Annotated in this window: 16 protein-coding genes and 1 riboswitch; all 16 genes read right to left on the bottom strand. The window is 66.4% G+C overall.

Going from position 1 to position 25,901, the window contains the following annotated elements:
* On the bottom strand, positions 1–1,047 hold a 1,047-nt coding region (locus tag V8Z74_RS05770), incomplete at its 3' end, for a magnesium chelatase ATPase subunit I (protein WP_349708432.1).
* Entirely contained in the window at positions 1,044–4,853 is a 3,810-nt protein-coding gene (cobN, locus tag V8Z74_RS05765; RefSeq protein WP_349708431.1) for a cobaltochelatase subunit CobN, read from the bottom strand. The genes V8Z74_RS05770 and cobN, both read right to left, overlap by 4 nt.
* Before the next feature lie 58 nt (positions 4,854–4,911).
* Entirely contained in the window at positions 4,912–5,967 is a 1,056-nt protein-coding gene (cobW, locus tag V8Z74_RS05760) for a cobalamin biosynthesis protein CobW (protein ID WP_349708429.1), read from the bottom strand.
* A 3-nt stretch (positions 5,968–5,970) separates the two neighbouring features.
* Positions 5,971–6,789, bottom strand: a complete 819-nt coding sequence (locus V8Z74_RS05755) for a (2Fe-2S) ferredoxin domain-containing protein (protein ID WP_349708428.1) — start codon at positions 6,787–6,789, stop codon at positions 5,971–5,973.
* Positions 6,786–7,838 (bottom strand): ABC transporter substrate-binding protein, encoded by a 1,053-nt coding sequence (locus tag V8Z74_RS05750; protein WP_349708427.1) that lies wholly within the window; start codon positions 7,836–7,838, stop codon positions 6,786–6,788. The genes V8Z74_RS05755 and V8Z74_RS05750 overlap by 4 nt, the downstream gene beginning before the upstream one ends.
* Complete coding sequence (locus tag V8Z74_RS05745; RefSeq protein WP_349708426.1) at positions 7,838–9,970, bottom strand: TonB-dependent receptor; 2,133 nt, start codon at positions 9,968–9,970, stop codon at positions 7,838–7,840. Before V8Z74_RS05745 ends, V8Z74_RS05750 begins: the two co-directional genes overlap by 1 nt.
* 137 nt (positions 9,971–10,107) lie before the next feature.
* Positions 10,108–10,362, bottom strand: a riboswitch (cobalamin riboswitch).
* A 252-nt stretch (positions 10,363–10,614) separates the two neighbouring features.
* Entirely contained in the window at positions 10,615–12,348 is a 1,734-nt protein-coding gene (locus V8Z74_RS05740) for a methyl-accepting chemotaxis protein (protein WP_349708425.1), read from the bottom strand.
* 479 nt (positions 12,349–12,827) lie between these two features.
* A complete protein-coding gene (locus tag V8Z74_RS05735; protein ID WP_349708423.1) occupies positions 12,828–13,121 on the bottom strand; it encodes an H-NS histone family protein in 294 nt (97 codons plus the stop codon).
* A gap of 663 nt (positions 13,122–13,784) precedes the next feature.
* Positions 13,785–15,413, bottom strand: coding sequence for a sulfatase-like hydrolase/transferase (locus V8Z74_RS05730; RefSeq protein WP_349708422.1), 1,629 nt, complete (start codon positions 15,411–15,413; stop codon positions 13,785–13,787).
* A 207-nt stretch (positions 15,414–15,620) separates the two neighbouring features.
* On the bottom strand, positions 15,621–16,100 hold the full coding sequence (locus V8Z74_RS05725) for a VOC family protein (RefSeq protein WP_349708421.1): 480 nt from the start codon (positions 16,098–16,100) through the stop codon (positions 15,621–15,623).
* Between the two features lie 169 nt (positions 16,101–16,269).
* Positions 16,270–17,343 carry a transporter gene (locus V8Z74_RS05720; RefSeq protein ID WP_349708420.1) on the bottom strand — a complete coding sequence of 358 codons (1,074 nt, stop codon included), beginning with the start codon at positions 17,341–17,343 and terminating at the stop codon, positions 16,270–16,272.
* Between the two features lie 160 nt (positions 17,344–17,503).
* A complete protein-coding gene (ppk2, locus tag V8Z74_RS05715) occupies positions 17,504–18,424 on the bottom strand; it encodes a polyphosphate kinase 2 (RefSeq protein WP_349708418.1) in 921 nt (306 codons plus the stop codon).
* Positions 18,425–18,496: 72 nt separating this feature from the next.
* Positions 18,497–19,759, bottom strand: coding sequence for a putative Na+/H+ antiporter (locus tag V8Z74_RS05710; RefSeq protein WP_349708416.1), 1,263 nt, complete (start codon positions 19,757–19,759; stop codon positions 18,497–18,499).
* Between the two features lie 260 nt (positions 19,760–20,019).
* A complete protein-coding gene (locus V8Z74_RS05705; protein WP_349708415.1) occupies positions 20,020–21,453 on the bottom strand; it encodes an efflux transporter outer membrane subunit in 1,434 nt (477 codons plus the stop codon).
* Positions 21,450–24,596, bottom strand: coding sequence for a multidrug efflux RND transporter permease subunit (locus V8Z74_RS05700; RefSeq protein WP_349708414.1), 3,147 nt, complete (start codon positions 24,594–24,596; stop codon positions 21,450–21,452). The genes V8Z74_RS05705 and V8Z74_RS05700 overlap by 4 nt, the downstream gene beginning before the upstream one ends.
* A gap of 23 nt (positions 24,597–24,619) precedes the next feature.
* Positions 24,620–25,846, bottom strand: coding sequence for an efflux RND transporter periplasmic adaptor subunit (locus V8Z74_RS05695; RefSeq protein ID WP_349708412.1), 1,227 nt, complete (start codon positions 25,844–25,846; stop codon positions 24,620–24,622).
* Between the last annotated feature and the right edge of the window lie 55 nt (positions 25,847–25,901).

The following is a 25,901-nucleotide window of genomic DNA, read 5'->3' as shown; positions in this document are numbered from 1 at the left end:
CCCCAGTCGGCGGGCGGCTGCTGCAGGCCCTGCGCCGCGGCCCCGCCGGGCCGGGGCTGGGGCGTCGGGTTCGTCGGGCCCGCATTCCCCGCCGGGGTGGGCGATGGAGGCGGCACCGGTGTTGATGCCGGCGCGGGTGCCGGTGTTGGCGCCGCGCCGGCGACGGGGCCGGCGCTGCGCGGTGTCGGCGGGCGCCTGGCTGGCACGGTGCAGCAGCACCAGGGGCGCCACCGCGGCCACATGGCGCGCGCCGATGTCCTCACTGCCTTCCCAGGCGGCCAGGGCGCGCGCCGCGCGCAGCATCACGAGATCGGCGCGCAGGCCGTCCACCCGGGCGTCTATGCACTGCTGCGCGACCTCGCCGTGCACGGCATCGCTCCACGGCAGCTGGCCGGCATCGGCGCAGCGCAGCCGCGCCTGCCGCAGGCGCTCGGCCAAGCGCGCCTGCTCGGCCGCGTGGGCCTGCGCAAAGCCCGCGGGGTCGAGGTCGAAGCGCAGCCGCGCCTTGACGATGGCGCTGCGCAGCTGCGGGTCCTGCGCATTGGCCAGTTGCACGCACAGGCCCAGCCGGTCGAGCAGCTGCGGGCGCAGCATGCCCTCCTCGGGGTTCATGGTGCCGATCAGCACGAAGCGCGCCGCGTGGCTGTGCGAGATGCCGTCGCGCTCCACGCGGTTCACACCCGAGGCGGCCACGTCCAGCAGCACATCGACGATGGCGTCGGGCAGCAGGTTGATCTCGTCGACGTAGAGCACGCCACCGTGCGCCCGGGCCAGCAGGCCGGGCGCAAAGGCCACCTCGCTGCCGGCCAGGGCCTTGGCCAGGTCGAGGCTGCCCACCACATGCTCGATGGACGCGCCCAGCGGCAGCGTGACGAAGGGCGCGGGCGCCAGCACCTCGGCCAGCGCGCGCGCGGCCGTGGACTTGGCCGTGCCGCGCGGGCCCTGGACCAGCACGCCGCCCAGCGCCGGCTCGATGGCCGCCAGCAGCAGCGCCTGCACCAGCTGCGGCTGGCCCTGGATCGCCGATAAAGGGAATGTCGGTGTCATTGCTGCGCTCGTCCTTCCATGAATTCCTCCTGCTCCAGCATCTGCGCCAGCAGCGCCTCGTGCAGCGCGCCGGGCTGCTCCCACATGCCGCGGTCGATGGCCTCGAGCAGCCGGTGCACGATGTCGCCCAGGGCCTGGGGATTGTGCGCGCGCAGGAAGCGGCGCACGGCCTCGTCCTGCACATAGGCCTCGGCCACCAGCGCGTAGTGCGTGTCGGACACCAGCTGCGTGGTGGCGTCGAAGCCGAACAGGTAGTCCACCGTGGCCGCCATCTCGAACGCGCCTTTGTAGCCGTGGCGCATGGCGCCGGCGATCCACTTGGGGTTGGTGACGCGGGCGCGCACCACGCGGCCGATCTCCTCGGCCAGCGAACGGATCTTCGCCGACTGCGGGTTGCCATGGTCGCCATGGTAGACCGCGGGCTCGGCACCACCGAGGTGGCGCACGGCGGCCACCATGCCGCCCTGGTGCTGGTAGTACTCGCTGGAGTCGAGCAGGTCGTGCTCGCGGCTGTCCTGGTTCTGCAGCACCACGTCCAGCCCCTGCAGGCGCTGTTCGAGCGCCTGGCGCGCGGGCACGCCGTCGGCCTGCCGGCCGTAGGCGAACGCGCCCCAGTGCAGGTAGTGGCGCGCAAAGTCGCCGGCATCGCTCCACTGGCCCGAGCGCAGCAGCGTGTGCATGCTGGCGCCATAGCTGCCCGCGGGCGCGCCGAATACGCGCCACAGCGCCTGCTCGCGGGCCCGGGCCGGGTCCATGCCCTGCCCGGCCCACGCGGCGGCATCGCGCAGCACCCGGGCGCGGATGGGGTTGTCGTCGGCGTCCTCGTCCTGCTCGGCCACGGCGCGCACGGCGGCGTCGAACATCTGCACCACGCCCGGAAACGCATCGCGGAAGAAGCCGCTGATGCGCAGCGTCACGTCCACGCGCGGGCGGCGCAGGCCCACGGCGGGGATGACCTCGAAGTCCACCACGCGCTGGCTGCCCGGCGCCCACTGGGGGCGCACGCCGATCAGCGCAAAGGCCTGGGCGATGTCGTCGCCGCCGGTGCGCATGGTGGCCGTGCCCCAGACCGAGATGCCGATGGCCGCCGGGTACTCGCCATGCTCCTGCAGGTAGCGCGCCATCAGCCGGTCGCAGGACTGCTGGCCCAGCGCCCAGGCGGTCTGCGTGGGGATGGCGCGCGTGTCCACGGTGTAGAAGTTGCGCCCCGTGGGCAGGGTGTCGCAGCGCCCCCGCGAAGGCGAGCCGCTGGGCCCCGGCGGCACGAAGCGGCCCTGCAGCGCGCGCGAGAACTGGCGCAGCTCCTCGCCGCCGCAGGCATCAAGCGCGGGCGCGATCTGCGCATGGATGCGCGCCAGCGCCTGCCGGGTCTGCGGCCAGTCCTGGGCGGTTTCTGGCCGTCCCAGCACGCGCAGCGCGAGCAGCTCCAGCCGCTCGCGCGTGTCGCCGCCGTGGCGCCAGGTGCTGGCGTCGATCTGCGCCAGCACCGGCGGGCGCGGGCCCGTCCAGGGCGCGGCGGCATCCATGTCCAGCGGGTTCCAGTCGCAGTCCGGCAGCAGGTCGGCGGCCAGCGCGTTCAGCAGGCCCTGCTCGCCCGCCGCGGGGTAGCGCGCCAGCGCCAGCAGGGTGCTGTCGCGCAGCGCGCCCTCGGGCGAGCGGCCGAAGATGTGCAGGCCGTCGCGGATCTGGGTTTCCTTGAGCTCGCACAGGTAGGCGTCGATGCGCTCCAGGATCTGCTCGTCCGGCGCGCGCCCGGCATCCACGCCCAGCTCGCGCAGCAGGTCCTGGCCGCGGGCGGTGTCGATGATCTGGCGGCGCAGCATCGCGGCGCGGCGCTGGTCCACCAGCAGCGCGTCGTAGTACTCGTCCACCAGCCGCTCCAGCTCCTGCAGGGGGCCGTGGTTCTCGGCGCGCGTGAGCGGCGGCATCAGGTGGTCGATGATCACCGCCTGGCTGCGGCGCTTGGCCTGCGCGCCCTCGCCGGGGTCGTTGACGATGAAGGGGTAGACATGCGGCAGCGGCCCCAGGATGGCATCGGGCCAGCACTGCTGCGACAGCGCCAGGCTCTTGCCCGGCAGCCATTCGAGGTTGCCGTGCTTGCCCACGTGCACCACGGCGTCGACGGCGAAGGCGTCGCGCAGCCAGAAATAGAACGCCAGGTAGTGGTGCGGCGGCACCAGCTCGGCATCGTGGTATTGGGCATAGTCGTTACGGCCGTCGAGTGAGCGTGCCGGTTGGATGCCGACGAAGACGTTGCCCAGCTGCAGCCCGGCCACCATGAACCAGCCCTCGCGCAGCATGGGGTCCTGCTCGGGCGCGCCCCATCGGGCGGTGACCGCCTCGGCCATGCCCTCGGGCAGTTGCGCGAGGCGCTGGCGGTAGGCCTGCAGCGAATAGCCCTGGCGGGCAGCGCGCAGCGGCCATTGAGCGGGGTCGTTGGCAATGCCTTGCTGCAGCCGCTCCATCAGCGCCTGGCCATCGGCGGGGCGCTCGCCCGCATCGCCCAGATCCCAGCCGTCGCGCTCCAGTTGCGCCAGCAGTGCGATCACCGAGGCGGGCGTGTCCAGCCCCACGCCGCTGCCCAGGCGCGCCTCGCTGCCCGGGTAGTTGGCCAGCACCAGCGCGGCGCGCTTGACCGCCGCGGGCTTGCTGCGCAGCAGGCACCAGCGCCGGGCCAGCTCGGCAATCCATTGCACGCGGTCGGGCTCGGCCTGGTAGGCGACCACGTCGGTCTGCGTCAGCTCGCAGCGGTGGGCCAGGCCCTTGAAGCTCATGGCGCGCGTCATGATGCGGCCGTCCATCTCGGGCAGCACCACCTGCATGGCGATGTCGCGCGGGCGCAGGCCCTGGGTATCGGCCAGCCAGTCGTCGCGGTTGGCGCCGCTGGCGATCACCTGCAGCACCGGGATGTCGCCGGCCAGCGCATCGGCCTCCGCGCCGCCGCGCGCATGCTCGCCCAGCGCGGCAAAGGCCGTGGTGTTGAGGATGAGCTGCACGCCCTGCGCCGCGCACAGCGCGCGCAGCGTCTGCAGGCACAGCGCGTCCTTCAGCGACTCGAGCGCCAGCGGCAGCGGGTTCAGGCCCTCGGCCAGCAGCGCCTCGGCCAGGGCATCGAAGGCCTCGGTATTGGCCGCCAGCAGGTGCGAGCGGTAGAACACCAGCATGACCACCGGCGCGCCCGGCTGCCAGCGCGCCTGCAGGTCGTCCAGGCCCGGGATGCGGCCCGAGGCCGGATCCATCCAGGCCAGCGGCACATGCACGGCCACGGGCGGCAGCACGCGCACCGGCGCGCCTTCCACGCTGCGGCCCAACCCCCAGGCCGCGCCCATGCGCAGGAATTCGCGCGCATTGGCCAGGCCGCCGGCGCGCAGGTACTGCCACAGCGCGCGGCTGTGCTCGGGCGCCAGCGTGCCCTTGGCCAGCAGCTCGGCATCCTCCTGGCTGTCGCCCGAAAACATGGCCAGCTGCTGGCCGCGCCGCTGCGCGAGCTTGCGCAGCTGCTCGATGCCATAGGGCCAGGCCGATTCGGCGCCCAGGTGGTCGACGATGACCAGCCGGGCATGCTGCAGCACCTCGTCGATGTACAGGTCCAGCGATGCGCTCTGGCGCAGGTGCAGCAGGTTGGCCAGGCGCAGCGTGGGGGCGTCGGGCTCGGCCTGCTGCCAGAGCCGGTAGGCATCGGCCAGCAGCGACAGCGTGGTGTCGGCCGAGCTGAGCACCACCATCTCGGCGGGCGTCTGGTCGAGCCGGGTGATGATGCTGTCGTCTTCGACAAAGCCGCCAGGGCGGGTGCTGAGCAGGTGCATGATTCAGAAAATAGAGCAGCTTGCGCTTGGTGGATAAGGGCTGGAGGCTGATTTCATCTCAAGCCTCTGCCGCCGCCAGCGCCGTGCGCAGCCGCTCCGCATCCAGGCCCTGGCCGATGAACACCAGGCGCGTGGCCGGGGCTTCGCCGGCCGTCCAGGCGCGGTCGAAGTAGGCGTCGAAGCGCCGCCCCACGCCCTGCACCAGCAGCCGCATCTTCTTGCCCGGCAGCGCGGCGAAGCCCTTGACGCGCAGCACCGCGTGCTGCTGCACGATGGCCTGCAGCGCCTGCAGCAGGCGCTCGCGGTCCACCGCGCCCAGGTCGATGTGCAGCGCGTCGAAGGCGTCGTGGTCATGGTCCTCGTCGTGGTCGTGGTGGGAGTGCCGCTCGTCGATATGGGCCTCGGCCGCGCGCTGCTGGCCCAGCAGCACGGACAGCGGCACGCGGCCCTGCTCGGCCTCGACCATCTTGACCTCGGCCGGCACCTCGCCCGCGACCAGCGCGCGCACCCGGGCCAGTTCGGCGGGCGAAACCAGATCGACCTTGGACAGCACGACCAGGTCGGCGGCCGAGAGCTGGTCCTCGAACAGCTCGTGCAGGCTGGCCTCGTGGTCGAGGTTGGGATCGGCCTGGCGCTGCTCGTCGACGGCATGCGGATCGTGAGCGAACTGGCCAGCGGCGGTGGCCGGCGTATCGACCACGGTGACCACCGAGTCCACCGTGAAGGCACTGGCGATCTCGGGCCACTGGAAGGCCTGCACCAGCGGCTTGGGCAGGGCCAGGCCGCTGGTCTCGATCAGCAGCACGTCGATGTCGGCGCGGCGCTCGGCCAGCGCCTGCATCACCGGAAAGAACTCCTCCTGCACGGTGCAGCACATGCAGCCATTGGCCAGTTCGTAGATGCGGCCTTCGGGCGCGTCGGCGCCGCCCTCCTCCCGGCAGCCGATGGCGCAGGTCCGGAGGATCTCGCCGTCTATGCCCAGCTCGCCGAACTCGTTGACGATGACGGCCACGCGCAGCCCCTTGGCTTCTTGCAGGATGTGGCGCATCAGCGTGGTCTTGCCGCTGCCCAGAAAGCCGGTAACGATGGTGGCGGGGATCTTGGTGGTTTGCATGGATCAATCTCCGGAAGGGTAAGCAGGAATTCGAAAAGGGGCCAGGATTTGCGGCCCGTGGACGCGCAGCTGCGCGTCCACGCGGCCATGCAGCACATGCTCGGCGAGCACGCGCCCGATGTCGGCCTCGGCCAGCGGCCCGTACCAGACACCGTCGGGATAGACGATCATCAGCGGGCCATGGTTGCAAGGGTACTGGCACTGGGTCTGCAGCGGCATGACCTGCTTCTTGAGGCCAGGCGTGTCATGCACCGCCTGCGCCAGCCGCGGCCACAGTTGCACCGAGCCCCTGGCCGCGCAGCGCGGCCCCACGCACCACAGCACATGGTGCCGGTGCTCGGGCACGCCGGACCAGCCGGCGGGATCGCGCTCCCAGGCCTCTTCGCCCACCACGGCAGGCACGTCGGGCGCCTCAAGCGATTGCAGCACCGCATGGGCCAGCAGGTCGGCCAGCCGTGGCGCCTGCAGCAACGGTTCGGCAAAGACCAGGCGCGGACCGTGCATGTGCGCTGCGCGCCCGGCACGCCAGCGCATGACGAGCTTGTGCAGCCAGCGCCGCAGCGAAGGCTCGTCAGGCACCATCACGGGCACGATGACCACGGTCTGCGCGGTGGCACAGGCATCCAGCGCCTGGGGTAGCGCTGGCTCGCGGCGATCCACGAAAGCGGGTTGCACGCGCAGCGGCGCCATGCCCTGGTCGGCCATGGCGGCCTGCACGCGCGCGGCCAGTTGCGCCAGCTCGGCGCCCCCCGCGGCGCAGGCGGCGCCCCGGCTCAGCAAAATGACGGCCAGCGACATTTCCGGGGTCAGGGCGGCGGTCAATGCACCACCTCCTTGCTGAATTGCACCGGCGCGACCGTGATGTGCCGCTCGGGGTGCAGGGCCGCAGCCAGCCTCTGCGCGGTCTCCACATTGCGCGGGCCCGGCGTGGCCTCGGCATAGCTCATGACGAAAAACCGGCGCTGCCGGATGGCGCTCACCGCCTCGAGCTCCTTTTTCTGCAGCAGAAAGTCGATCTTGCCCCGGGCATTGGGCGTGCCGTAGTCCACGATGACGATCCACTCGGGATCGCGCTGCACCACATCCTCCCAGTTGCCCTGGGGCCAGTTGCTTGGCAGGTCGGCAAAGATGTTGACCGCCCCGGCCTCGTCCAGCATGGCCTGGGGCATGCCGAAGCGGCCTGCGGTCGTGGGGATTCTCTCGCCGCTGTCATACACGAATACCCGCGGGCGTTGCGCCACGCCGTGCATCTGCTGCCGCAGCTGCGCGATGGACGCGCGCAGTCCGTCGATGCGTGGACGGACCTGCCGCTCCACACCGAAGATGCCGGCGACGTTCTCCATGTCCTTCAACGCATCGTCCAGCGCCACGCGTTCGCGCTGCTGCACGCGGATGCAGGACTCGGACAGCACATAGGAGTCGATGCCATGGTCGGCCAGCCGCTGCGGGGTGACGCCGCCCGGGCGAAAGCCATAGCTCCAGCCCCCGAAGACAAAGTCCGCCTGCAGGCCGAGCAGCGCTTCCATCTCCAGGCCCTGGGCCGACAGATCGGGCACGCGCTCCAGCCAGGCAGCAAGCTGCGGGCTGGCGGCCTTTTGCGACGGAATGCCCGCGTAGCCGGCCAGCCGGTCGCCCAGGCCCAGGAACAGGAACATCTCGGCGATGTTCACGTCATAGGTCACGGCGCGCTGCGGCACGCGGTCATACCGGGTGGGCTGGCCGCAGACGTCGACGACCACGGCAGGTTCATGCCGCAGGACAGGCACTGCGGCAGATTGCGACGGTGCAGGCGCCTGCCGCTCGGAGCAGGCTACCGCCAGCAGGGCCAGCGGCACAATGCAGGCGGTGAGCAGGTTCGCGCGCATTGCCATCAGAAGTGCATCCGGGCCGTCAGTTCCACGCTGCGGCGCGCACCCAGAAACCACTGCGTGTTGTACGCGGAGGTGGCGTAGACACGCTGGGTCAGGTTGCGGCCGATCAGGCTCAGCGTGGTCCTGGGGTTCACGTTCCAGCTCAGCACCGCATCCACCACCGTGTAGCCGGGCATGCGCTCGGAATTGGCTTCATCGGCAAAGCGGCCGCCCACATGTCGCAGCCCCAGCGATCCGCGCCAGTCGTCGATGCGGTAGTGCCCCCACAGGTTGGCCGTCACACGCGGTACATTGGCCGGGCGGTTGCCCGCGCGGTTGACGGTGCCGCGCATCAGTTCGTCGTACCTGGCATGGGTATAGGCGGCATTGGCCTCCAGGCGGAAAGCCTTGTTCACGCTGAAGGCGCCTGCCAGCTCCAGGCCACGCGACGATTGCCTGCCGCCCTGGATGGACTGGGCCGGGTTGCCGGGGTCGCTGGTGACGATGTCGTTCTTGACGATGTGGAACAGCGCAGCCGTCCACTCGCCGCGCCCTTCGGGCAATTGCTGCTTGAAGCCGACCTCCTGCTGGCGCCCCTTGCTCAAGGTGTAGCCGGTGGACGACCTGGACAGGGACAGCAGGCTGGTGACCGGATCATGGCCGGTGCTGACCTGGGCATAGACGCTGGAGCGCTGCGTCAGTTGCCGCGTAAGGCCCAGGCGCCATGAGGTAGCGTTCAGCGCCTTGTCGAGCGCGGCGCCGCTGACCAGATCCAGCCGCGAGAATTCATACCAGTCGCGGCGGATGCCGCCCATCAGCAGCCACTGGTCGCCGATCTTCCACGCATCCTCGATGAACAGCGCGTTCTGCCTGAGCTGCGAGCTGGTGCGGGGCAGATAGGGATCGGTGCTGTCCCAGTAGCCATTGACCGGATTGAAGGCCGACACGGTGGAGCCGCCGGTATAGGGCGAATTGCTGTAGCTGCGGAAATTGGCCTGCGAGGCATCCCAACCCATGGCGATCTGGTGGTTGGCGGGCTTGAACTCCAGCGCCATGCGATTGCCGTTTTGCTGGACTGCGTGGCCGATCTCCAGATAGTCGTAGCGATCCACCGTGCCTGCGCCGGGGTTGTAGCCATAGCCCTCGATGTTCTTCCAGTGGCGATCGGCGCTGAAGTGGTAGAGCGCGTTGCGTACGGTGATCAGGTCGTTCACCCGCCACTCGGCCCCGGCCTTGAAGCGGCGATCCTGGAAGTGGAGGTCGCTGTCGCTCACGTTGTAGTTCATGTTGCGCAGTTCGCGCACCACGCGTCCATCCACCGTCGGCGTGCCGAAGTAGCGCGACGGAGCCTGGTTGCTGATGTCCGCCGTCAGATCGACGGTCACATCGCTGCGCGGTGTCCAGCGCAACGCACTCATCAGCTTGCCGCTTTGGGAGTTGTCGAGCGGGCGCTCGCCATCGGAGCGCTCGCCATAGGCGTCCAGGCGGTAGCTCAGCGTATCGCCGATGGCGCCGGTGCTGCCCAGGCCTGCACGTACCGTGCCACGGCTGCCGGCGCCCAGCAGCAGCTCGGCCGAGCGCTCGCGTTCGGGCTGCTTGCGCACGGCATTGACGGTGGCGCCCATGGTGCCGCTGCCATACATCAGCGATGCCGGGCCGCGCAGGACGTCAAGGCGTTCGTACCCCCAGCTGCTGTCGGGATAAGCGATGGTGCCGGCCGCCACGCCCAGCATGATGCCGTCCTCGGCCACGCCCACCGAATTCGGGCCCGCAAAACCGCGGCTGGAGAACGACAGGCCGCCATTGCCCGGCTCGCTGGATGCCGACAGGCCCACGGTACGCGTCGCGGCTTCCACCACGCCATGGTCCGCACGCTCGGCCATCTGCACGGCCGATACACCGCTGACGCTGGCGGGCAGTTCCAGGACCCGCACATCCACATGCGCTGCAGATAGGGCCCGGCGGTCCGTTTCCAGCGGGGCGTCGGCCTGCCGGGTTTCCTGCACCGTCACTTCGGGCAGGGTCTGTTGCGCCAGCGCGGCGGCCGGCCACAGCAGGGCCAGTTGCAGCGCAGTGCCGCGGGCACGCAGGACAGACGGAGGATGGAAAAGGGAAGAGGCAAACGCCGGAAAGCGTGTTGATGTGTTGCGCATTTCGACAAAAGGCTGAAACCGCCTGATGGGAAAGCTGCGCAGGCAACGGCCTTGCCGCGGGCGGCAAAGTCTGTTGCATTCCGGCTGCCATCCGCACCCCGCAGACAGTTGTAGCAAGCACCGACGCATGCGCCGGCACAGGAAGTCATCGGCGGGCCGGTCTCCGGGCTCGCAGGCGATCCATCGCTGAATCCACATCCCGCCTTCCCGGGGGCTCAGGCATTCGCGAAGCGAAAGAAGAGCCGGTCCAGTGGCTGCAAGCGCCTGCGGCGTCTTGCTGGGGGTGCTTTCCTGCATACCGTTGCGGGGGCAGCCAAGGCATGCGGTCATGGGCGACCGGACCTTGTTCCCGTTTCACTCGCTCCAAGAAGCGAGCACCTGCCGAAACGAAGCGCCCTTGCGGGCGCGGGCAGATTCTAGCAGCCGGCCGGACTGCAGCGATCCACACGCCAGCGGCAGCCAGGGCGTCCAGCGGCGGGCCGCCGTGGCAGTTGGCGCTCTTTCGCCTGCATATGAGAAAAGGGCTTGCATGATGGCTCCTGCAAGCCCTTTGTCCTGGTATTGACGGAGTGCTTTGCCCGGGCCGCAAAGCATGGTTGGGCAGAGCGCTTCTCAGCGCCCTTGGTCCCTCGCCCTGGAGCGCTTCAGAAAACTTCCCAGTTCTCCTCTTCCTTTCCGGCTGCCTGTGCAACGCTTCGCACGGGCTCGGAAACGCTGGCGGGGCGGCGCAGCACAGCCTGTGCTGCAGAGGCGGGGTTTGGCGGCGTGCGCATGGGCTTTGCAGGTACCTTCGCCCGGTCGCGAGAAGGCGCAATGGCTGCGGTTGGCGGTTGCTCGTCTGCAGACAGCTTGAATACCGCCACGGCCTGTACCAGCGATTGCGCCTGGCCATTGAGGCTGCTGGCAGCGGCAGCCATCTCCTCCACCAGCGCGGCGTTCTGCTGCGTGGTCTGGTCCATCTGGGTGACGGCCTCGCCGATCTGGGCCATGCCGGTGCTCTGCTCATGGCTGGCGGCACTGATTTCACCCATGATGTCGGTTACGCGGCGGATGGCCGTGACGACTTCCGCCATGGTATCCCCCGCCTTGCCGACCAGTTGCGAACCCCGCTCCACGCGTTCCACGCTGGTATTGATGAGCTGCTTGATTTCCTTGGCTGCCTCGGCGCTGCGCTGGGCGAGGGCGCGCACCTCGCCGGCCACCACGGCAAAGCCACGGCCCTGCTCGCCGGCACGGGCCGCTTCGACGGCGGCATTCAGGGCCAGGATATTCGTCTGGAAGGCAATGCCGTCGATCACACCGATGATGTCGGCAATCCGGTGGCTGCTGTCATCGATGCTCTTCATGGTCTCGACCACTTCAGCCACGACCTCGCCGCCTTGCGCCGCCACGGACGAGGCATTCACGGCCATCTGGTTGGCCTGGCGTGCATTGTCGGCGTTCTGCTTGACCGTGGAGCCCAGCTGCTCCATGGAGGCAGCAGTTTCCTCCAGCGCGCTGGCCTGCTCTTCGGTACGGCCGGACAGGTCGTTGTTGCCCTCGGCAATCTGGGTGCTGGCCGATGCCACGCCCTGGGCATTGCCGCGCACGGCGGTCACCGTCTTCACCAGGCTCTGCTGCATGCGCTGCAAAGCGGCCAGCAAAAGACCCATCTCGTCCTTGGATTGCACTTCGATCCGACCGCTCAAGTCGCCATTGGCCACGCGGTCCGCGACCGCCACGGCCTGGGCCAGGGGACGCGAGATAGAACGAATGATGCCAAGCGCCAGAAAGATGGCCAACGCAAGGGCCACGGCACCGGTGATCAGGACATTTCGCCACAGGCCGTGGGCCGCAGCTTCCGCTTCCTGGCTGGCCAGTTCCGAGGCCTTGGTCTGGAGATCCAGCAATTCACGGATCGTGCCCTGGTATTCGAGCTGGGCCGGGCGCAGCCGGTTTTCCAGCAGTGCCTGTGCTTCCTCCCGCCGGTCCTGTTCCAGCAGGGCGAGGAACTCGTCGCCCGACCTGATGAACACCGTGCGCCGCTGCTTCAGTTGCTGCAGCAAGGCCTTGCCTTGCTCGGAACGAATGAGCTGGTCCACGGCGTCGATCTCCGCCACGACTTCGCTGCGGGTTTTCTGGATGACTGCACGTGCGGATTTCTGGATTTTTTCGGTAGTGAACAGCGCGAGATTGCGAAACTGGATGGCCTGCTCATTTGCCCCGTCCGTGATGTTGTTCAGCATCCGGATGATGGGAATACGCCTCTGGGTGATTTCGCCAAGTGCCGAGCGCTGAGCAGACGAGCCATGAAGCGCGACACCGCCCAGCACTACCAGAAGCAGCATCATGACCATGAATGAGATGGCCAGCCTTGTGGAAATTTTCAGTTGATTCATCTCTGTCCCTCGTGGATGGTTGACTGTTTGTGCTGCAACAAGAACTGTGAAGATTTTTATTGTTATTTTGCAAAGTGTAACTTCATTGTTACTAACGAAGATCTCACTTCGCTTTTGTTGCCAGGACATCAGTTCCAGAGGCGGCCATTGCGCACTTCAATTGGGTTCGTGAAGCTCCCACACCGGCTCGTAAATTTGCTGATCGCCGCCAGATACAAGCGATTGCACCGAAAAACCACTCGCATGCGGATTAAGTGAATGCAATCCCTGGATTGCAAACAATTGTCATCGCCCAATACCATCTTCGTGAAACGGGCTTTATCTGCAAATAGTGCAGTCGTAATGCCGGGAATGCGTTGCATTTCCGAATTCGGAAGCAACGCATGGCCTGCAGGCAGGCATTTCAAATGGAGCACGACTCATGCGCATACCATGAAAAAGTGGCCTCCGGGGGCCACTTTGCTTTGCGTTCACTTTGCTCATCTGATTTCAAATTGCGCGCGATCCTTGTCCTTGATCCAGGCGGGCGGCTTGCCGCGCCCCGTCCAGGTCTGCCCGGTTGCAGGATCACGGTACTTTGGAGCCACAGCCGTTGTCGAACGTTTCTTGCCGGAGGGGAAAACGTCTTCCGGGGTCAGGCCAAAGGTTGCAACCAGCGCCTGGATCTTCTGTACCGCATTGGCCACCTCTTCCTTGCGGGCGGCAGCAATCTGCTGCTCCAAAGCTTCGCGCTGCGCCAGCAGTTCCTGATATGAGGCTGTACGTGTGTTCATTTACGCTCCTTGGCTAGTGAGAAGATAGGAATCCGAACCCATATTCAATATCTATTTTCTTTGTAAAAAGCATACAAGCATATTGTTTCATGGAGTAATTCTTGGTATCAGAAAAATTTTCCGCAGCCAATATAGCTTCTTCTGAACATGGAATCCCCGGAAAGAGAGATAGGCAAGGGTTCACCCAAACTCCAATAGGCGTCCCTCGCTATGTAAATGCCCTCCTCTTCCTGCTGGTTCCCGGCGCTGCCCACGCTATCCCATGGCGTAGCCACAGAAGCGATAGGTATTTCATGGGGTGCAGTCGAAACTGAGGTTTCTCTCGCTCACTCTGGGCAAACCACAGCAGATCCTTTACTGCCGAACTGTTTCAAGCACAATATGTAACAAAGTGATCAGAGATGCCGAGCAGGCATTTGCAGTCCGGATTCTTCCACCACGGCCAATATCCGGGGTCCTGCTGATGCAGGCAGCATGGCTTTCTGATTCCCACACCGGCTCGCGACTGCGACGGTATTGTGGCTCCATCAGAAACCGGAATGAAAACCGGCCGTCTGCATTGCCACTCTCCCATGGGCAATATGCGGCTACGGCAATCCGCTGAGTCAGGGTCGGGTTTCTTTGGAGCCAGCCGCCGCGCAAGTGTATGGATACGGCAATGCCTTAGTGGTCGTACCGTGCCATGGATATGGCCAGCTGGGGAGCTTGCCAGTCATAAGCTGGATCGAGCACATTGCGGCTCCGGTCCATTCCTGCCCAGCTCAATCCCATCAGGTCAGCCAGTACCCAACCGCTCCAGTCGGCGCGAAAAGGACGCCGTGCCAGTTCGTGGTCAAAAGGCTTTCCGTGGCGCCAGAGCAGCGTGGGAATCCGGTAGCCGGCCATCGTGCCGGGGCTGTGGCCCGCGTGATCGATATCGTGGCCGACTTCCTGGCCATGATCGGACAGGAACATCCAGGCTGCATGCCCATGCTGCGGCGCATGCAGCCGCGCCAGGCGCAAGGTCTGGGCCACCACCGAATCGTGGTATCGGATGGCCCGGTCATAGGTACGGCGCATGGAGCGCAGCCAGGCCGGGCGCTGTTCGCTCAGCATTTCCGCATCCACGGCATCTGGAGCATCGGGAAAAGGCCGCATCGCTTCCGGAATCCGCAGATGGTAGTGCGGGTGCGCTCCCAGAAGATGAACCACGATCAGCTTGTGGGACGCCTTGTCCTGCAATGCCGCATCGAGATCGTCCAGAAGCTCCCCGTCCAGGCTCGATGAAGACCGTCCCGGTTCACGGTTGTTCATCGCCACGAAGTCGGCCAATCGGGCATGCTGCTGGTCGATGGCAATGTCGTCATGGTTGCTCAGCCACCAGACCCGGTAGCCTGCAGCGCGCGCCAAGGCCAGCAGGTGATGGGTGTCGCGTACCGGATCGTCCTGGTCGCGTGCACCGAAACTGAAAATCCCGCTCAGGGAGGCCACCGTGCTGGGCTCCACAGACCATGCATGGCGCAAGACCAGCAGGTGATCGCGCTCTGATTGCCGCAAGGCCTGCAGCTCGGGCGTGGTATCACGCGGATAGCCGTATAGGCTCATGTTGTCGCGGTTCACACTGTCGGTCAGAACCAGTACCACCGTGGAAGGCGCTGCCAGGGTGATGCGCGCTGCAGCCGAATGTGCGTTGGCAAGCAGCGCGCCGCGTTGCTCCCGCTGGTCGGACCAGGAATGCTGCAATGCTTGTACCGACTGTACCCAGGCCGGCCAGAACAGCAGCGGATGGTGGCGCCGCCAGGGCTTGCTGGCCAAGCCCACCAGGCACACCAGTGCGAGCAGCACCATGGCCCAGCGCCCAGCCCTTCCCACCGCTGCCCCGTGACGGTTGCATGTCGCGGCCAGCCATGTGGCAGCAACCCATGCCAGAAGCAACGCCAGGCCGGCCACGAGCAGACCGTTCTTCTGTGAAGACACATATTCGGCAATTTCGCGGGGAGTCGTATTGGCCACCGCAGCCAGAACCAGCGAGCTGTCAGGCAAGGCGCGATAGCCGGCCTGGAGAAAGGCCCGCACTGCACCGTCCACCAGAAAAAGCCCCATGGTGCCACTCACGACAATCAAGCGGCATATGCGCCAGCAACGGCTCTTCAGCGGGAAACGCAAGCAAAGCAAGGCAGGCAGCGCCAAGACCGCAAGCTGTGCGACGCGGTGTCCTTCATGTCCTGCAGCAATGCCGGCCAGCAGCAAGACTGACAGCAGCGCCGCCGCAACGGCCGGCGATGGCTGCAAGGCAGAAAACCGAATGTGCATGGGAAGGGAAAGAGGAAGAAAGCGAATCCGGTCAGCCCGCCCTGAAGGGGGAGATCCGCAATTCGCAAGGGTTACCAGAATTGTTCTTGAGGCCGCAAGCACGGCAGGCCCTTGGCGGGCCGGATCTGGTTATTGTGTTTTTTCAGGCTGCCTGACAGCGGGTCGCAGTCTAGCGTCCCTGGCCATCCCCGGGCAATGGAAATAGCCCTAGCCGCGACGTGCGGCCTCGATCGTCGCGATGTCGATCTTCGTCATCTGCATCATGGCTTCGAAAGCCCTCTTGGCGGCGGCAGGATCGGGATCGGCGATCGCCTCGGACAGGATGCGCGGCGTGATCTGCCAGGACAGCCCCCATTTGTCCTTGCACCAGCCACACGCGCTTTCCTGCCCGCCGTTGTCCACGATGGCATTCCACAGCCTGTCCGTCTCGTCCTGATCCTCGGTTGCGACCTGGAACGAGAACGCCTCGCTGTGCTTGAACGCCGGGCCGCCGTTCAAGCCAAGACAGGGAATGCCCATGACAGTGAATTCGACCGTCAGCACATCCCCCTGCTTGCCGGCGGGATAGTCGCCCGGCGCACGGTGGATGGCCTTCACGGCACTGTCAGGGAACGTCTTCGCATAGAACTGCGCGGCCTCCAGGGCCGTGCCGTCGTACCAGAGACAAATCGTATTCTTGCTGGTCACTTTCGTTCTCCCTTCATGGCAAGTGGATGCACAGCGCAATGCCGTGCGCTGCGCGATCCATTGTCATGTTTTCCCCCGCGAAGGCCTTGAGAAAAGATACTGGCGCATCCGGGTCAATAGGCCGGTGGCCTCCCAAGATCCCCTCCACCGAAAGCCTGGCAGCGAGGGATCAATCCGGCTGGCGCCGCTTGCGGAATGCAAGCCAGGCCGCCACGACGGTGAAACCTGCAACCAGCGAAACCACGATCCAGAAGCCGTGCGGATGCTCGGCCAGCGGGATGCCTCCGACATTCATGCCGAACAGCCCCGCAAGAATATTGATGGGCAGCGCCAGCACGGTCACGACGGTCAGCACGAACAGACTGTTGCTGTTGTCCTCGTTCACCGCCGCCGCCACTTCTTCCTGCAGCAGCTTGATGCGGTCCTGCAAGGTCTGCATATCGCGCAGCATGAGCGAGAACTCCTCGCTGGCGGCCGCCAGTCCCCTGCGGTCGTCCTCGCCCATCCAGTGCGGAGGCTGCTGCAGCAGGCGGAAAAGTGCCGCCGGCTCCGGGGCCAGCAGACGCTGCAGCCGCACCAGCAGCCGCCGCAAGCTCCCCAGGCGGGCCCGTGGATGGTGGTAGCGCTGCGCCAGGACGGCGTCCTCAATATCGTCCACGCGCACCGTGGTCTCGCGCACCACCTTGACCAGAACATCCGCCTGCGTTCGCATCAGATGCTCCAGCAGCTCTGCGGTGCTTGCCGGGCTGTCGCCCTCGCGCACTGCGGCGCGCAGCGCATCCACCGTGCGCAGCGGCTGCGTGCGCGCGGTGATGACCAGGTGCTCGTCAAGGCAGATCCACAACGTCGCAATGTCGGCAGAATCGAAGTTGAATTCGAAATTCACATCGTTGAGCACGGCCACCAGCGAATCGTCGGCCCGTTCGATCCGCGTGGAAGTGAGTCCTTCCCGCAAGGCCGCATAGAAGACAGGAGGCAGCGCCGCGTGGCGCTGCAGCCAGCGCAGGGACTGGGTGTTGGCCAAGTTGAAATGCAGCCATAGAAAATCCCGGCGCCCGCCGGCCTGTATCGGGCCACTGTCCGATCCGGCAGATGCGCTCTTGCCGGATGATGCAAGCCACGCGGCGGCGGACTGGGCCGTCATGGCCTGCGCGGGCTGCTGGGGTTCGCAGAAGAAGCGCCAACCGCAGATCAGCCCTGCGTCATCAGCAGCCAGTGGCGCAGAGGCAACCGCATCACTCATGGCCCAGCCCCGCCCCCGCAAGCACGAGACGCCTCAATGAAAGTGGATGACACGCAAACTGCCCCGCACAGAACAAAGGAGCCATTGTTTGCGGCCAGCGTGTCAAAAAGATGACAGGCATACCCCCCATACCATGGGTCTGCTTGCGCCGAAGGTGCCTTCAATAGGTCTGCGGAACAATCATGTCCTGCGGCACAGGATGGCGGATGTAATCGGCATTGCGCACGCGCTCCGGCAGCCTCACCTCGGGGCGCGCCACCTCCTCGTAGGGAAACTGCGACAGCAGATGGCTGATGCAATTGAGCCTGGCCTGCTTCTTGTTGTCGGCGGGAACCACCCACCAAGGAGCTTCCGGAATATGCGTCTGGTCGAGCATGGCTTCCTTGGCGCGCGTGTAGTCTTCCCAGCGGCGGCGCGATTCCAGGTCCATGGGGCTGAGTTTCCACTGCTTGAGCGGATCATGGATGCGCCCCAGGAAGCGCAGGTGCTGCTCCTCGTCGGTGATGGAGAACCAGTACTTGATCAGCTTGATGCCCGAACGCACCAGCATGCGCTCGAACTCCGGTACCGAACGAAAGAACTCCTCATAGTCTTCGTCCGAACAAAAGCCCATGACCCGCTCCACGCCGGCGCGGTTGTACCAGCTGCGGTCGAACAGCACCATTTCCCCTGCCGCCGGCAGGTGTGCGGCATAGCGCTGGAAGTACCACTGCGTGCGCTCCCTGTCGTTCGGAGCCGGCAACGCCACCACGCGGCACACGCGCGGATTCAGCCGCTGGGTGATCCGCTTGATGACCCCGCCCTTGCCTGCCGCATCACGGCCTTCGAAGATGATGACCGCCTTTTGCTTGGTGCAAGCCACCCAGTCCTGCAGCTTGACCAGTTCGCCCTGGAGCCGGAACAGCTCCTTGAAATAGGACACGCGCTGCGCATGGCTTTCGCGGCTGGCCTTCACGTCGCCATCGAATCCGGCCAGTTCATAGGTGCGATCTTCGATTTCCAGTTCCAGCTCTTCGTCCAGGCTGTCCAGCAGATCGTTCTCGATGCGACGGACCAGTTCCTCGCGGTCTTCGAAACTCATGGCATCACTTTCTTCACAATTGCCGGCAGCCTAGCCGGCACTGGTGAATATTTGATGACGCACCGTTGCCTGTCAAAGCAGCATGAAGGCGGCAATGGCGACGGCCGTGGGCCCCAGCGCGCCCAGCAGCAATCCTGCAGCGCCAACGGTTTCATCGGCAAATCCGCGCTTGAGCAGGGCCACGCCCGCGGGATTGGGGGCATTGGCAATCACGGTCAGCCCGCCACCGGCCACGGCGCCAGCCACCAGCATGTACTTGGACTGCTCGGGAATATCCGCAATCAGGGAGCCAAGATAGGTCAGGGCTGCATTGTCCGTGATGGCCGTCAAGCCGACTGCGCCAATGAACAGGGCCAGCGGCTGCAGCCCCGAGACAATGGGCTGCAGCCACCATTGCTGCATGCCGCCCAGCACCACCAGGCCGGCCAGGAAGAAGCCCACCAGCAGCGCCTCCTTGATGATGAGCGGGCTCTGGTGCCTGTCATAGGCCTGCGTGAAGCCCAGGAACAGCAGGAACAGCCCCAGGAAAGCCACCGGGTGGTGCGCCAGCAGCACCACGGCCGCCAGCAGGACCAGATGCACCAGGACCACCGGCAGCGGCACGCGCTCGGTGGAGGACAGGTCTTCATTGCCGGGCAATGCGGGGCGCAGGTGGTTGCGCAGCAGCACGATGGCAACCGTTGCGTTCACCAGCACGGCAACAGCGGCTTTCCAGCCGAAGTTGGCAAACATGAAGGCACTGTCCCATTGCCAGGTCGACGCCACCATGAGCACGGGGGGAGCGGCATAAGAGGTCAGCGTGCCGCCGATGGAAACGTTCACGAACAGCACGCCCAGTGCAAGGTATTTCAGCCCCTCCGGAACATGGGGCCTGAAGATCTGCGGAGCGAGCATGAGCGCTGCAATCGTCATGGCCGCCGGCTCGGTGACCAGCGATCCCAGCAAAGGCACAGCCGCCAGACCCAGCCATGCCGTGGCAAGCGAAGTCTGCACCGGCAACAGGCGGGCAATGGCATTGACCAGGGACATGACGGTCGCCAGCACCGGCTTCGACGCGGCGATCACCATCACCACGAACACGAACAGGGGTTCCGTGTAGTTGCGGCTTTCCGCATATTGCAGGGCCTGGCTGCCGCCGGAAGACAGCGCCATGAGCACGATCAGCACCATGGCCCAGAAGCCGAAGACGATCTCCACCTCGCCCAATAGATGAAACAGGCCCGCGTGGCGCGGGAAACGGCGGGAAAGCCGCTCGAACTGCTTGGCGGCAAAGGTATGCGCCAGGGCAACCGCAAAAATGCCTGCGGCAATCGCTTCGATGGAAATGTCGATCATGAGGGGGACGTCATCAAGCAGCGAGGCGGCCCGACCTTCGCTGCTTTCCTGGAACGCCACCATGACGCGCCACCCAGCCGGCATTGTAAGCGCGACGGAAAAACCTTTGGCCGCCCAAGCGCTATCAAAATCTTCGGCGACCGGCGCGCCAGGCATGCGTCGGCACGGACTTGGGCCCCCGCGAAAAACGGATCGTGGAAACAGAAAGCCTGCCGCCGGCAAGCCGGCGGCAGGCTTTCACGGGGAGGCCTCAAAGCGCCTTAGCTGCGCAGATCCTTCGCAGCGTTCCAGCCGCCGCCCAAGGCCTTGAACAAGGCGGCCAACGCCATCTGGCGCTGGGTTGCCACCTCGATCAAGGCCATCTGGCTGGCAAAGTTGCTGCGCTCGGCGTCCAGATACCGCAGATGGCTGTCCACCCCTCCGCGATAGCGTACCGAGGCCAGGCGCAGGCTTTCTGCGCTTGTGGCGGCCAGCTTGCGCCGGGAGACCTCTTCGCGCCGCAGCGTGTCGGTGGCAGCCAATGCGTCGGCCACCTCCCGGAACGCCGTCTGGATGCTCTTCTCATAGGCAGCCACGGCCATGTCCTTGCGCACCCTGGCCAGGTCCAGAGAGGCCTGGTTGCGGCCGCCATCGAACAGCGGCAGCTGAAGCTGCGGCAGAAAGGACCAGCTGCGCTGGCCGCCGCCGAACAGGTCCGACAGTTGAGCGCTGGAACTGCCGAAAGAGCCTGTCAGCGTGATGCGCGGAAAGAATGCCGCGCGCGCCGCGCCGATGCTGGCATGGCGGGCCCGCAGCTGTCGTTCGGCCGCCCGGATGTCCGGCCTATGGATCAGCAATTCGGCGGGCGTGCCGGCACCAATGTCCTGTACCAGTGGCAGGGCATCGAGGGCACGCTCCCTGTCCGCAGGACGCTGACCCAGCAGCAGCTCCAGCGCATTGCCCGCCTGCCGGTACTCCCGCTCGGCACGCTCCAGCTCGGCACGGGCCTGCTCGGCCAGCCCCTCCGCCTCGTTCTGGTCCAGCGCGGTGTCCACCCCCATCTGGCGGCGCTGCTTCACCAGCTGCAGCGCCGCTTCGCGCGAAGCCAGCGTGCGCAGTGCCAGCTCCACACGTTGGCGTGCACCGTCATGTGCCAGCGAGGCCTGGATGACTTCCGCCACCAGGCTGATCTGCACGCTGCGGGCTGCCTCCTCGGTTGCCAGGTATTCCTGCAGGGCAGCCTCCGACAGATTGCGCACCCGGCCGAAGAGGTCCAGCTCGAAGGACGCCAGCCCCACGCCCGCCTGGTAGCTGCTCTGAACCATGGGCTGGCCCGTGGCGCTCAGGTCGCCAGGCAGGCGCTGGCGGCTGCCCGAGGCCTGCAGATCCAGGCCTGGCAGGCGGTCGGCTCTTTGCACGCCGTACTGGGCTCGCGCAGCTTCGACATCGAGCACTGCCTGGCGCAGGTCGCGGTTGTGCGCCAGCGCCTGGGCGATGCGCGCCCGCACGACCTCATCGGTCACAAAGGACTGCCATTGCAGCGTGGCGGCAGAGGGTCTGTCCGGCACGGCCTCGGCATCGGCAGGCCATTCACCCGGAACAGGCGCCATGGGACGCTCGTAGACCGGCGCCAGCGAGGCGCAGCCGGCCAGCACCAAGCCTGCGGCCAGAGCAGCCAGGCGCCAGGAAAGAGAGGAAACAAGGCCTTGCGTCACGCGGACTCTCCTTGGCGAGCTGCTGCAGCGCCCGCCTCAACGGTTTCATGGCGGCGCCACAGCGACAGCACCCAGACAAAAAAGATGGGAACAAAGATCACCCCCAGCAAGGTGGCGCTGAGCATGCCGCCGATCACGCCGATGCCGATGGCCGCCTGGCTGGAGGCGCCCGCGCCGGTGGCCAGCGCCAGCGGCACCACGCCAAGGATGAAGGCCAGCGAGGTCATCACGATGGGACGGAATCGCAGGCGGGCCGCCTGCAGTGCCGCGTCCGCCAGCGAATGGCCGCGCTCGTGCAGGTCCTTGGCGAACTCCACGATCAGGATGGCGTTCTTTGCCGCCAGGCCGATGATGGTGATCAGGCCGACCTTGAAGTACACGTCGTTGGCCAGGCCCACGGCCGATGTGGCCAGCACCGAGCCCAGCGCGCCGATGGGCACGATCAGCATCACGGCCGCGGGAATGCTCCAGCTTTCGTACAGCGCCACCAGCAGCAGGAAGACCACGACGATGGCCAGGGCGAACAGCTTGGGAGCCTGCGCGCCGGCGGCCTTTTCCTGGTAGGAAAGCGCGGTCCATTCGTAGCCTATGCCCTGCGGCAACTCTCCCATGATGCGCTCCAGCTCGGCCATGGCCTCGCCGGTGGTATGGCCGGGCCTGGCGTCGCCCGCGATGCGGAAGGCCGGATAGCCGTTGTAGCGCGAGATCTGCACCGGCCCCATTTCCCAGGCCACCGAGGCAAATGACGACAGCGGCACCTGCTCGCCCCGCTCGTTGGGTACGTACAGGCTCAGGATGTCCTCGGGCCGCATGCGCGCCGCCGTGTCGGCCTGCACCACCACGCGCTGCAGGCGCCCGGCATTCGGAAACTCGTTGATCACGGCCGAGCCATAGGCCGTGGACAGCGCCGTGCTGATGGTCGCGAAGTTCACGCCCTGGGCCTGGGCCTTGCGCCGGTCGATGTCCAGGCGCAGCTGCGGCGCATCCTCGAGGTTCTCCATCATCGCGTAGGCGATCACCGGCGAGGCATTGGCCTTCTTCAGCAATTCGTCGCGCGCGGCGACCAGGGCCTCGCGGCCGAGGTTGGCACGGTCCTGCAGCCGCAGCGCAAAGCCGCCCGAATTGCCCAGGCCGTCGATGGGCGGTGGATCCACCGCCATGGTCGAGCCGTCGGCCAGGCTGGCAAAGCGCTGGTTGAAGGCCTGGACCTCGTCCCACGAGGCCTGTCCGGCGCCGCGTACGGACCAGTCCTTGAGCGTGACGAAGGCCAGGGCCGCGTTCTGTCCCATGCCCGAGAAGCTGTAGCCCATCAGGAACTCGGCCTGCGCCGTGGCGGGGCGGCTCTGGACGTAGGCCTCCATGTCGCGCACCATGGCTTCGGTACGGGCCTCGGTCGCACCCGGCGGAAGCTGCACGCTCACGATGTAATAGCCCATGTCCTCGTAGGGCACGAAGGACTCCGGCATGCGCGTGTAGGCCAAGCCCAGGCCGCCCACAATGGCCGCATAGATGACCATGTAGCGGCCCGTGCGTTTGACCAGCCGCTGGTTCAGGCCCGAGAAGCGCTCGGTCAATTGCGCAAACCGGCGATTGAACCAGCCGAAGAAGCCTTTCTTCTCGTCATGATGACCCTGGGCGATGGGCTTGAGCAGCGTGGCGCACAGTGCCGGCGTGAAGGTCAGAGCCAGCAGGCCCGAAAACAGGATGGACACCGCCAGCGACAGCGAGAACTGGCGGTAGATCACGCCCACCGAGCCGCTCATGAAGGCCAGCGGCAGGAACACCGCTACCAGCACCAGGGTGATGCCGACAATGGCCCCCGACACCTGCTGCATGGCTTTCACGGTGGCAGCCAGCGGCGACAGCCCCTCCTCTGCCATGATGCGCTCGACGTTCTCCACCACCACGATGGCATCGTCCACCAGGATGCCGATAGCCAGCACCATGCCGAACATGGTCATCATGTTGACCGAAAAGCCCAGCGCATACATCACCCCCAGCGTACCGGCCAGGCACACCGGCACCACGATGGTGGGAATCAGCGTGTAGCGTAGGTTCTGCAGGAACAGCCACATCACCAGGAACACCAGCACCACGGCCTCCACCAGGGTCTGGATCACCTTGCCGATGGCCACCTCCACGAAGCGCGATGTGTCGTAGGGCACGGCGTACTGGATATCGCTGGGGAAGTTCTGCGACAGCTCGGCCAGCCTGGCCTTGACGGCCTTGGCCGTCTGCATGGCGTTGGCCCCCGGTGCCAACTGCACGGCTGCCGCCACGCCCTTGCGTCCGTCCTCGCGCGACGAGAAGCTGTAGTCCAGCTGGCCCACCTCCAGCCGCGCCACATCGGCCAGATGCACCACCGAGCCGTTGGCATGGGCGCGCAGCACGATCCGGCCGAACTCCTCGGGCGAACTCAGCGTGCCCTTGACCGCGATGGTGGCGCTCAGCTCCTGCTCGGCAGAACCGGGCTGGCTGCCGAAGCTGCCAGCCGGGACCTGGGCGTTCTGCGCGGCGATGGCCGCATTCACGTCGGCGATCGACAGCCCGTAGCCCAGCAGCTTGCGCGGATCGACCCAAACCCGCATGGCCACGTCGGCACCGAAGAACTGCACCTTGCCAACGCCGGGCACGCGGCGGATCTCGTTGTTGATGTTGCGCACGGCGAAGTCGGACAGCCGGACCTCGTTCTTGCCGGTGTCATCGCCCTTGTAGGTGAGCGAGTAGATCAGCAGGAAATTGGCGCTGGCCTGTTCGACCTGCAGGCCCATCTGCATCACTGCGGCGGGCAGCCGCGCCTCGGCCTTCTTGATGCGGTTCTGCACCTCGACCTGGGCCAGTGCGGGGTCGGTGCCCGGCGCGAAGGTGGCGGTGATCTCGGCCAGGCCGGTGGAGCCGCTGGAGGAGTCGAAGTACAGCAGGCCCTTGGTGCCGTTGAGCTCCTCCTCGATCACGCTGGTCACCGACTCCATCACCGTGGTGGCCGATGCTCCCGGATAGGTGGCCGAGATGGAGATCTGCGGCGGCGCCACGTTGGGGAACTGCGAGACCGGCAGCACCGGTATCGCCAGCAGCCCTGCAAGCAGGATGAAGATTGCAACCACCCAGGCGAAATTGGGGCGGTTGATGAAAAATCTGGACATGTTGATTCCTTGCAAGCCGCAGCTCAGGCTCCGGCCTGTGGCGTCGCTGCTGCATCAGCATCGGCAGCGGGACTGGCCGGCGAGGACGCACCGGCATGGGCTGCATCTGCGGAGACCACATTGGCTTTCACCTTGGCTCCGGGCTGTACGGCCGCCATGCGGCCGGTCACCACGCGCTCGCCGGGCTTCAGGCCCTCGGTGATATGCCATTGCGCGCCGTGCATGGTTCCGGTCTGCACGGCACGCGCCTGCACCGTATCCTGCGCATCGACCACCAGCACCTGGGCCTTGCCGTCCGCGCCGCGCTGCACGGCGCGCTGCGGCACGAGGATCGCTGCCGGGTCCACGCCCTGCCCCACCGTCACGCGCACATACATGCCGGGCAGCAGCATGCCGTCGCGGTTGTCGAACTGGCCGCGCAAGGCCATCTGCCCCGTGTTGCGGTCCACTGTCACGTCGGAAAACATCAGCCGCCCCTGGCGCCGCTGGCCGCTGCCCTCCACCGTCAGCGCAATCTCCGCACCCTTGTCCTGGTGCTGCGACAGCCGCCCCTCTGCCAGGGCTGCCCGCAAGCGCTGCACCTCGGCCACCGACTGCTGGAAATCGGCATAGACGGGGCTCAGTTGCTGGATGAGTGCCATGGGCGTGGCTTCGCCCTGGCCGACCAGCGCACCCTCGGTCACCAGCGCCCGGCCAATGCGCCCCGAAATCGGCGCCCTGACCGTGGCGTAGTCCAGATTCAGCCTGGCTGCATCCACTTCGGCCTGGGCCGACTGGCGCGCTGCCCGGGCACTGCGCAAGGCGGCCTGGGCCGCTTCGAAGTCCTGCCGGCTCACGGCCTCGACTTCCACCAGCGGCTGGTAACGGCGCACCAGCGCCTGCGACTCACCCAGGGCCGCTTCAGCCCTGGCCAGCTCCCCTTGTGCACGTGAAAGCGCCACGCGCAGCGGAGCCGGGTCGATGCGAAACAGCACGTCGCCCGCCTTGACGTCCGAGCCTTCCTCGAAATGCCGGCTCAGCACAATGCCCGCCACCCGTGCGCGCACCTCGGCCACACGTACCGGCTCGATACGTCCCGGCAGCTCGCTGCGCAGCTCCAGCCGCTGCGCCTGCACCGCCATCACGTCCACTGCCACGGGCTTCTCGTCCTGTCCGCCCCCGGATGCCTGGTGCTGACCGCAGCCAGCCATCAGCACCACCATGGCTGCCGCAGCGATGGGCCGCCACAGTCTCTCTTGATGCATTGCCATTGTTGCCACCCTTTTCGGTTCAAGAAATTCCACAAAGGATGCAATGATATACAAA

The sequence above is a fragment of the Comamonas sp. w2-DMI genome, from assembly GCF_040187735.1.
Classification (GTDB): Bacteria; Pseudomonadota; Gammaproteobacteria; order Burkholderiales; family Burkholderiaceae_C; genus Comamonas; species Comamonas terrae.
The sequence above is the reverse complement of the archived record's forward strand: the minus strand, read 5'-3'. Positions and strand labels throughout refer to the sequence as shown.

Coding starts and splice junctions, on each gene's coding strand:
- V8Z74_RS05695 (WP_349708412.1), bottom strand. CDS start 25,846: ATGGCAATGCATCAAGAGAGACTGTGGCGGCCCATCGCTGCGGCAGCC.
- V8Z74_RS05745 (WP_349708426.1), bottom strand. CDS start 9,970: ATGCGCAACACATCAACACGCTTTCCGGCGTTTGCCTCTTCCCTTTTC.
- V8Z74_RS05750 (WP_349708427.1), bottom strand. CDS start 7,838: ATGGCAATGCGCGCGAACCTGCTCACCGCCTGCATTGTGCCGCTGGCC.
- cobN (WP_349708431.1), bottom strand. CDS start 4,853: ATGCACCTGCTCAGCACCCGCCCTGGCGGCTTTGTCGAAGACGACAGC.
- V8Z74_RS05720 (WP_349708420.1), bottom strand. CDS start 17,343: ATGAGTGATGCGGTTGCCTCTGCGCCACTGGCTGCTGATGACGCAGGG.
- V8Z74_RS05730 (WP_349708422.1), bottom strand. CDS start 15,413: ATGCACATTCGGTTTTCTGCCTTGCAGCCATCGCCGGCCGTTGCGGCG.
- ppk2 (WP_349708418.1), bottom strand. CDS start 18,424: ATGAGTTTCGAAGACCGCGAGGAACTGGTCCGTCGCATCGAGAACGAT.
- V8Z74_RS05735 (WP_349708423.1), bottom strand. CDS start 13,121: ATGAACACACGTACAGCCTCATATCAGGAACTGCTGGCGCAGCGCGAA.
- V8Z74_RS05710 (WP_349708416.1), bottom strand. CDS start 19,759: ATGATCGACATTTCCATCGAAGCGATTGCCGCAGGCATTTTTGCGGTT.
- V8Z74_RS05700 (WP_349708414.1), bottom strand. CDS start 24,596: ATGTCCAGATTTTTCATCAACCGCCCCAATTTCGCCTGGGTGGTTGCA.
- cobW (WP_349708429.1), bottom strand. CDS start 5,967: ATGCAAACCACCAAGATCCCCGCCACCATCGTTACCGGCTTTCTGGGC.
- V8Z74_RS05740 (WP_349708425.1), bottom strand. CDS start 12,348: ATGAATCAACTGAAAATTTCCACAAGGCTGGCCATCTCATTCATGGTC.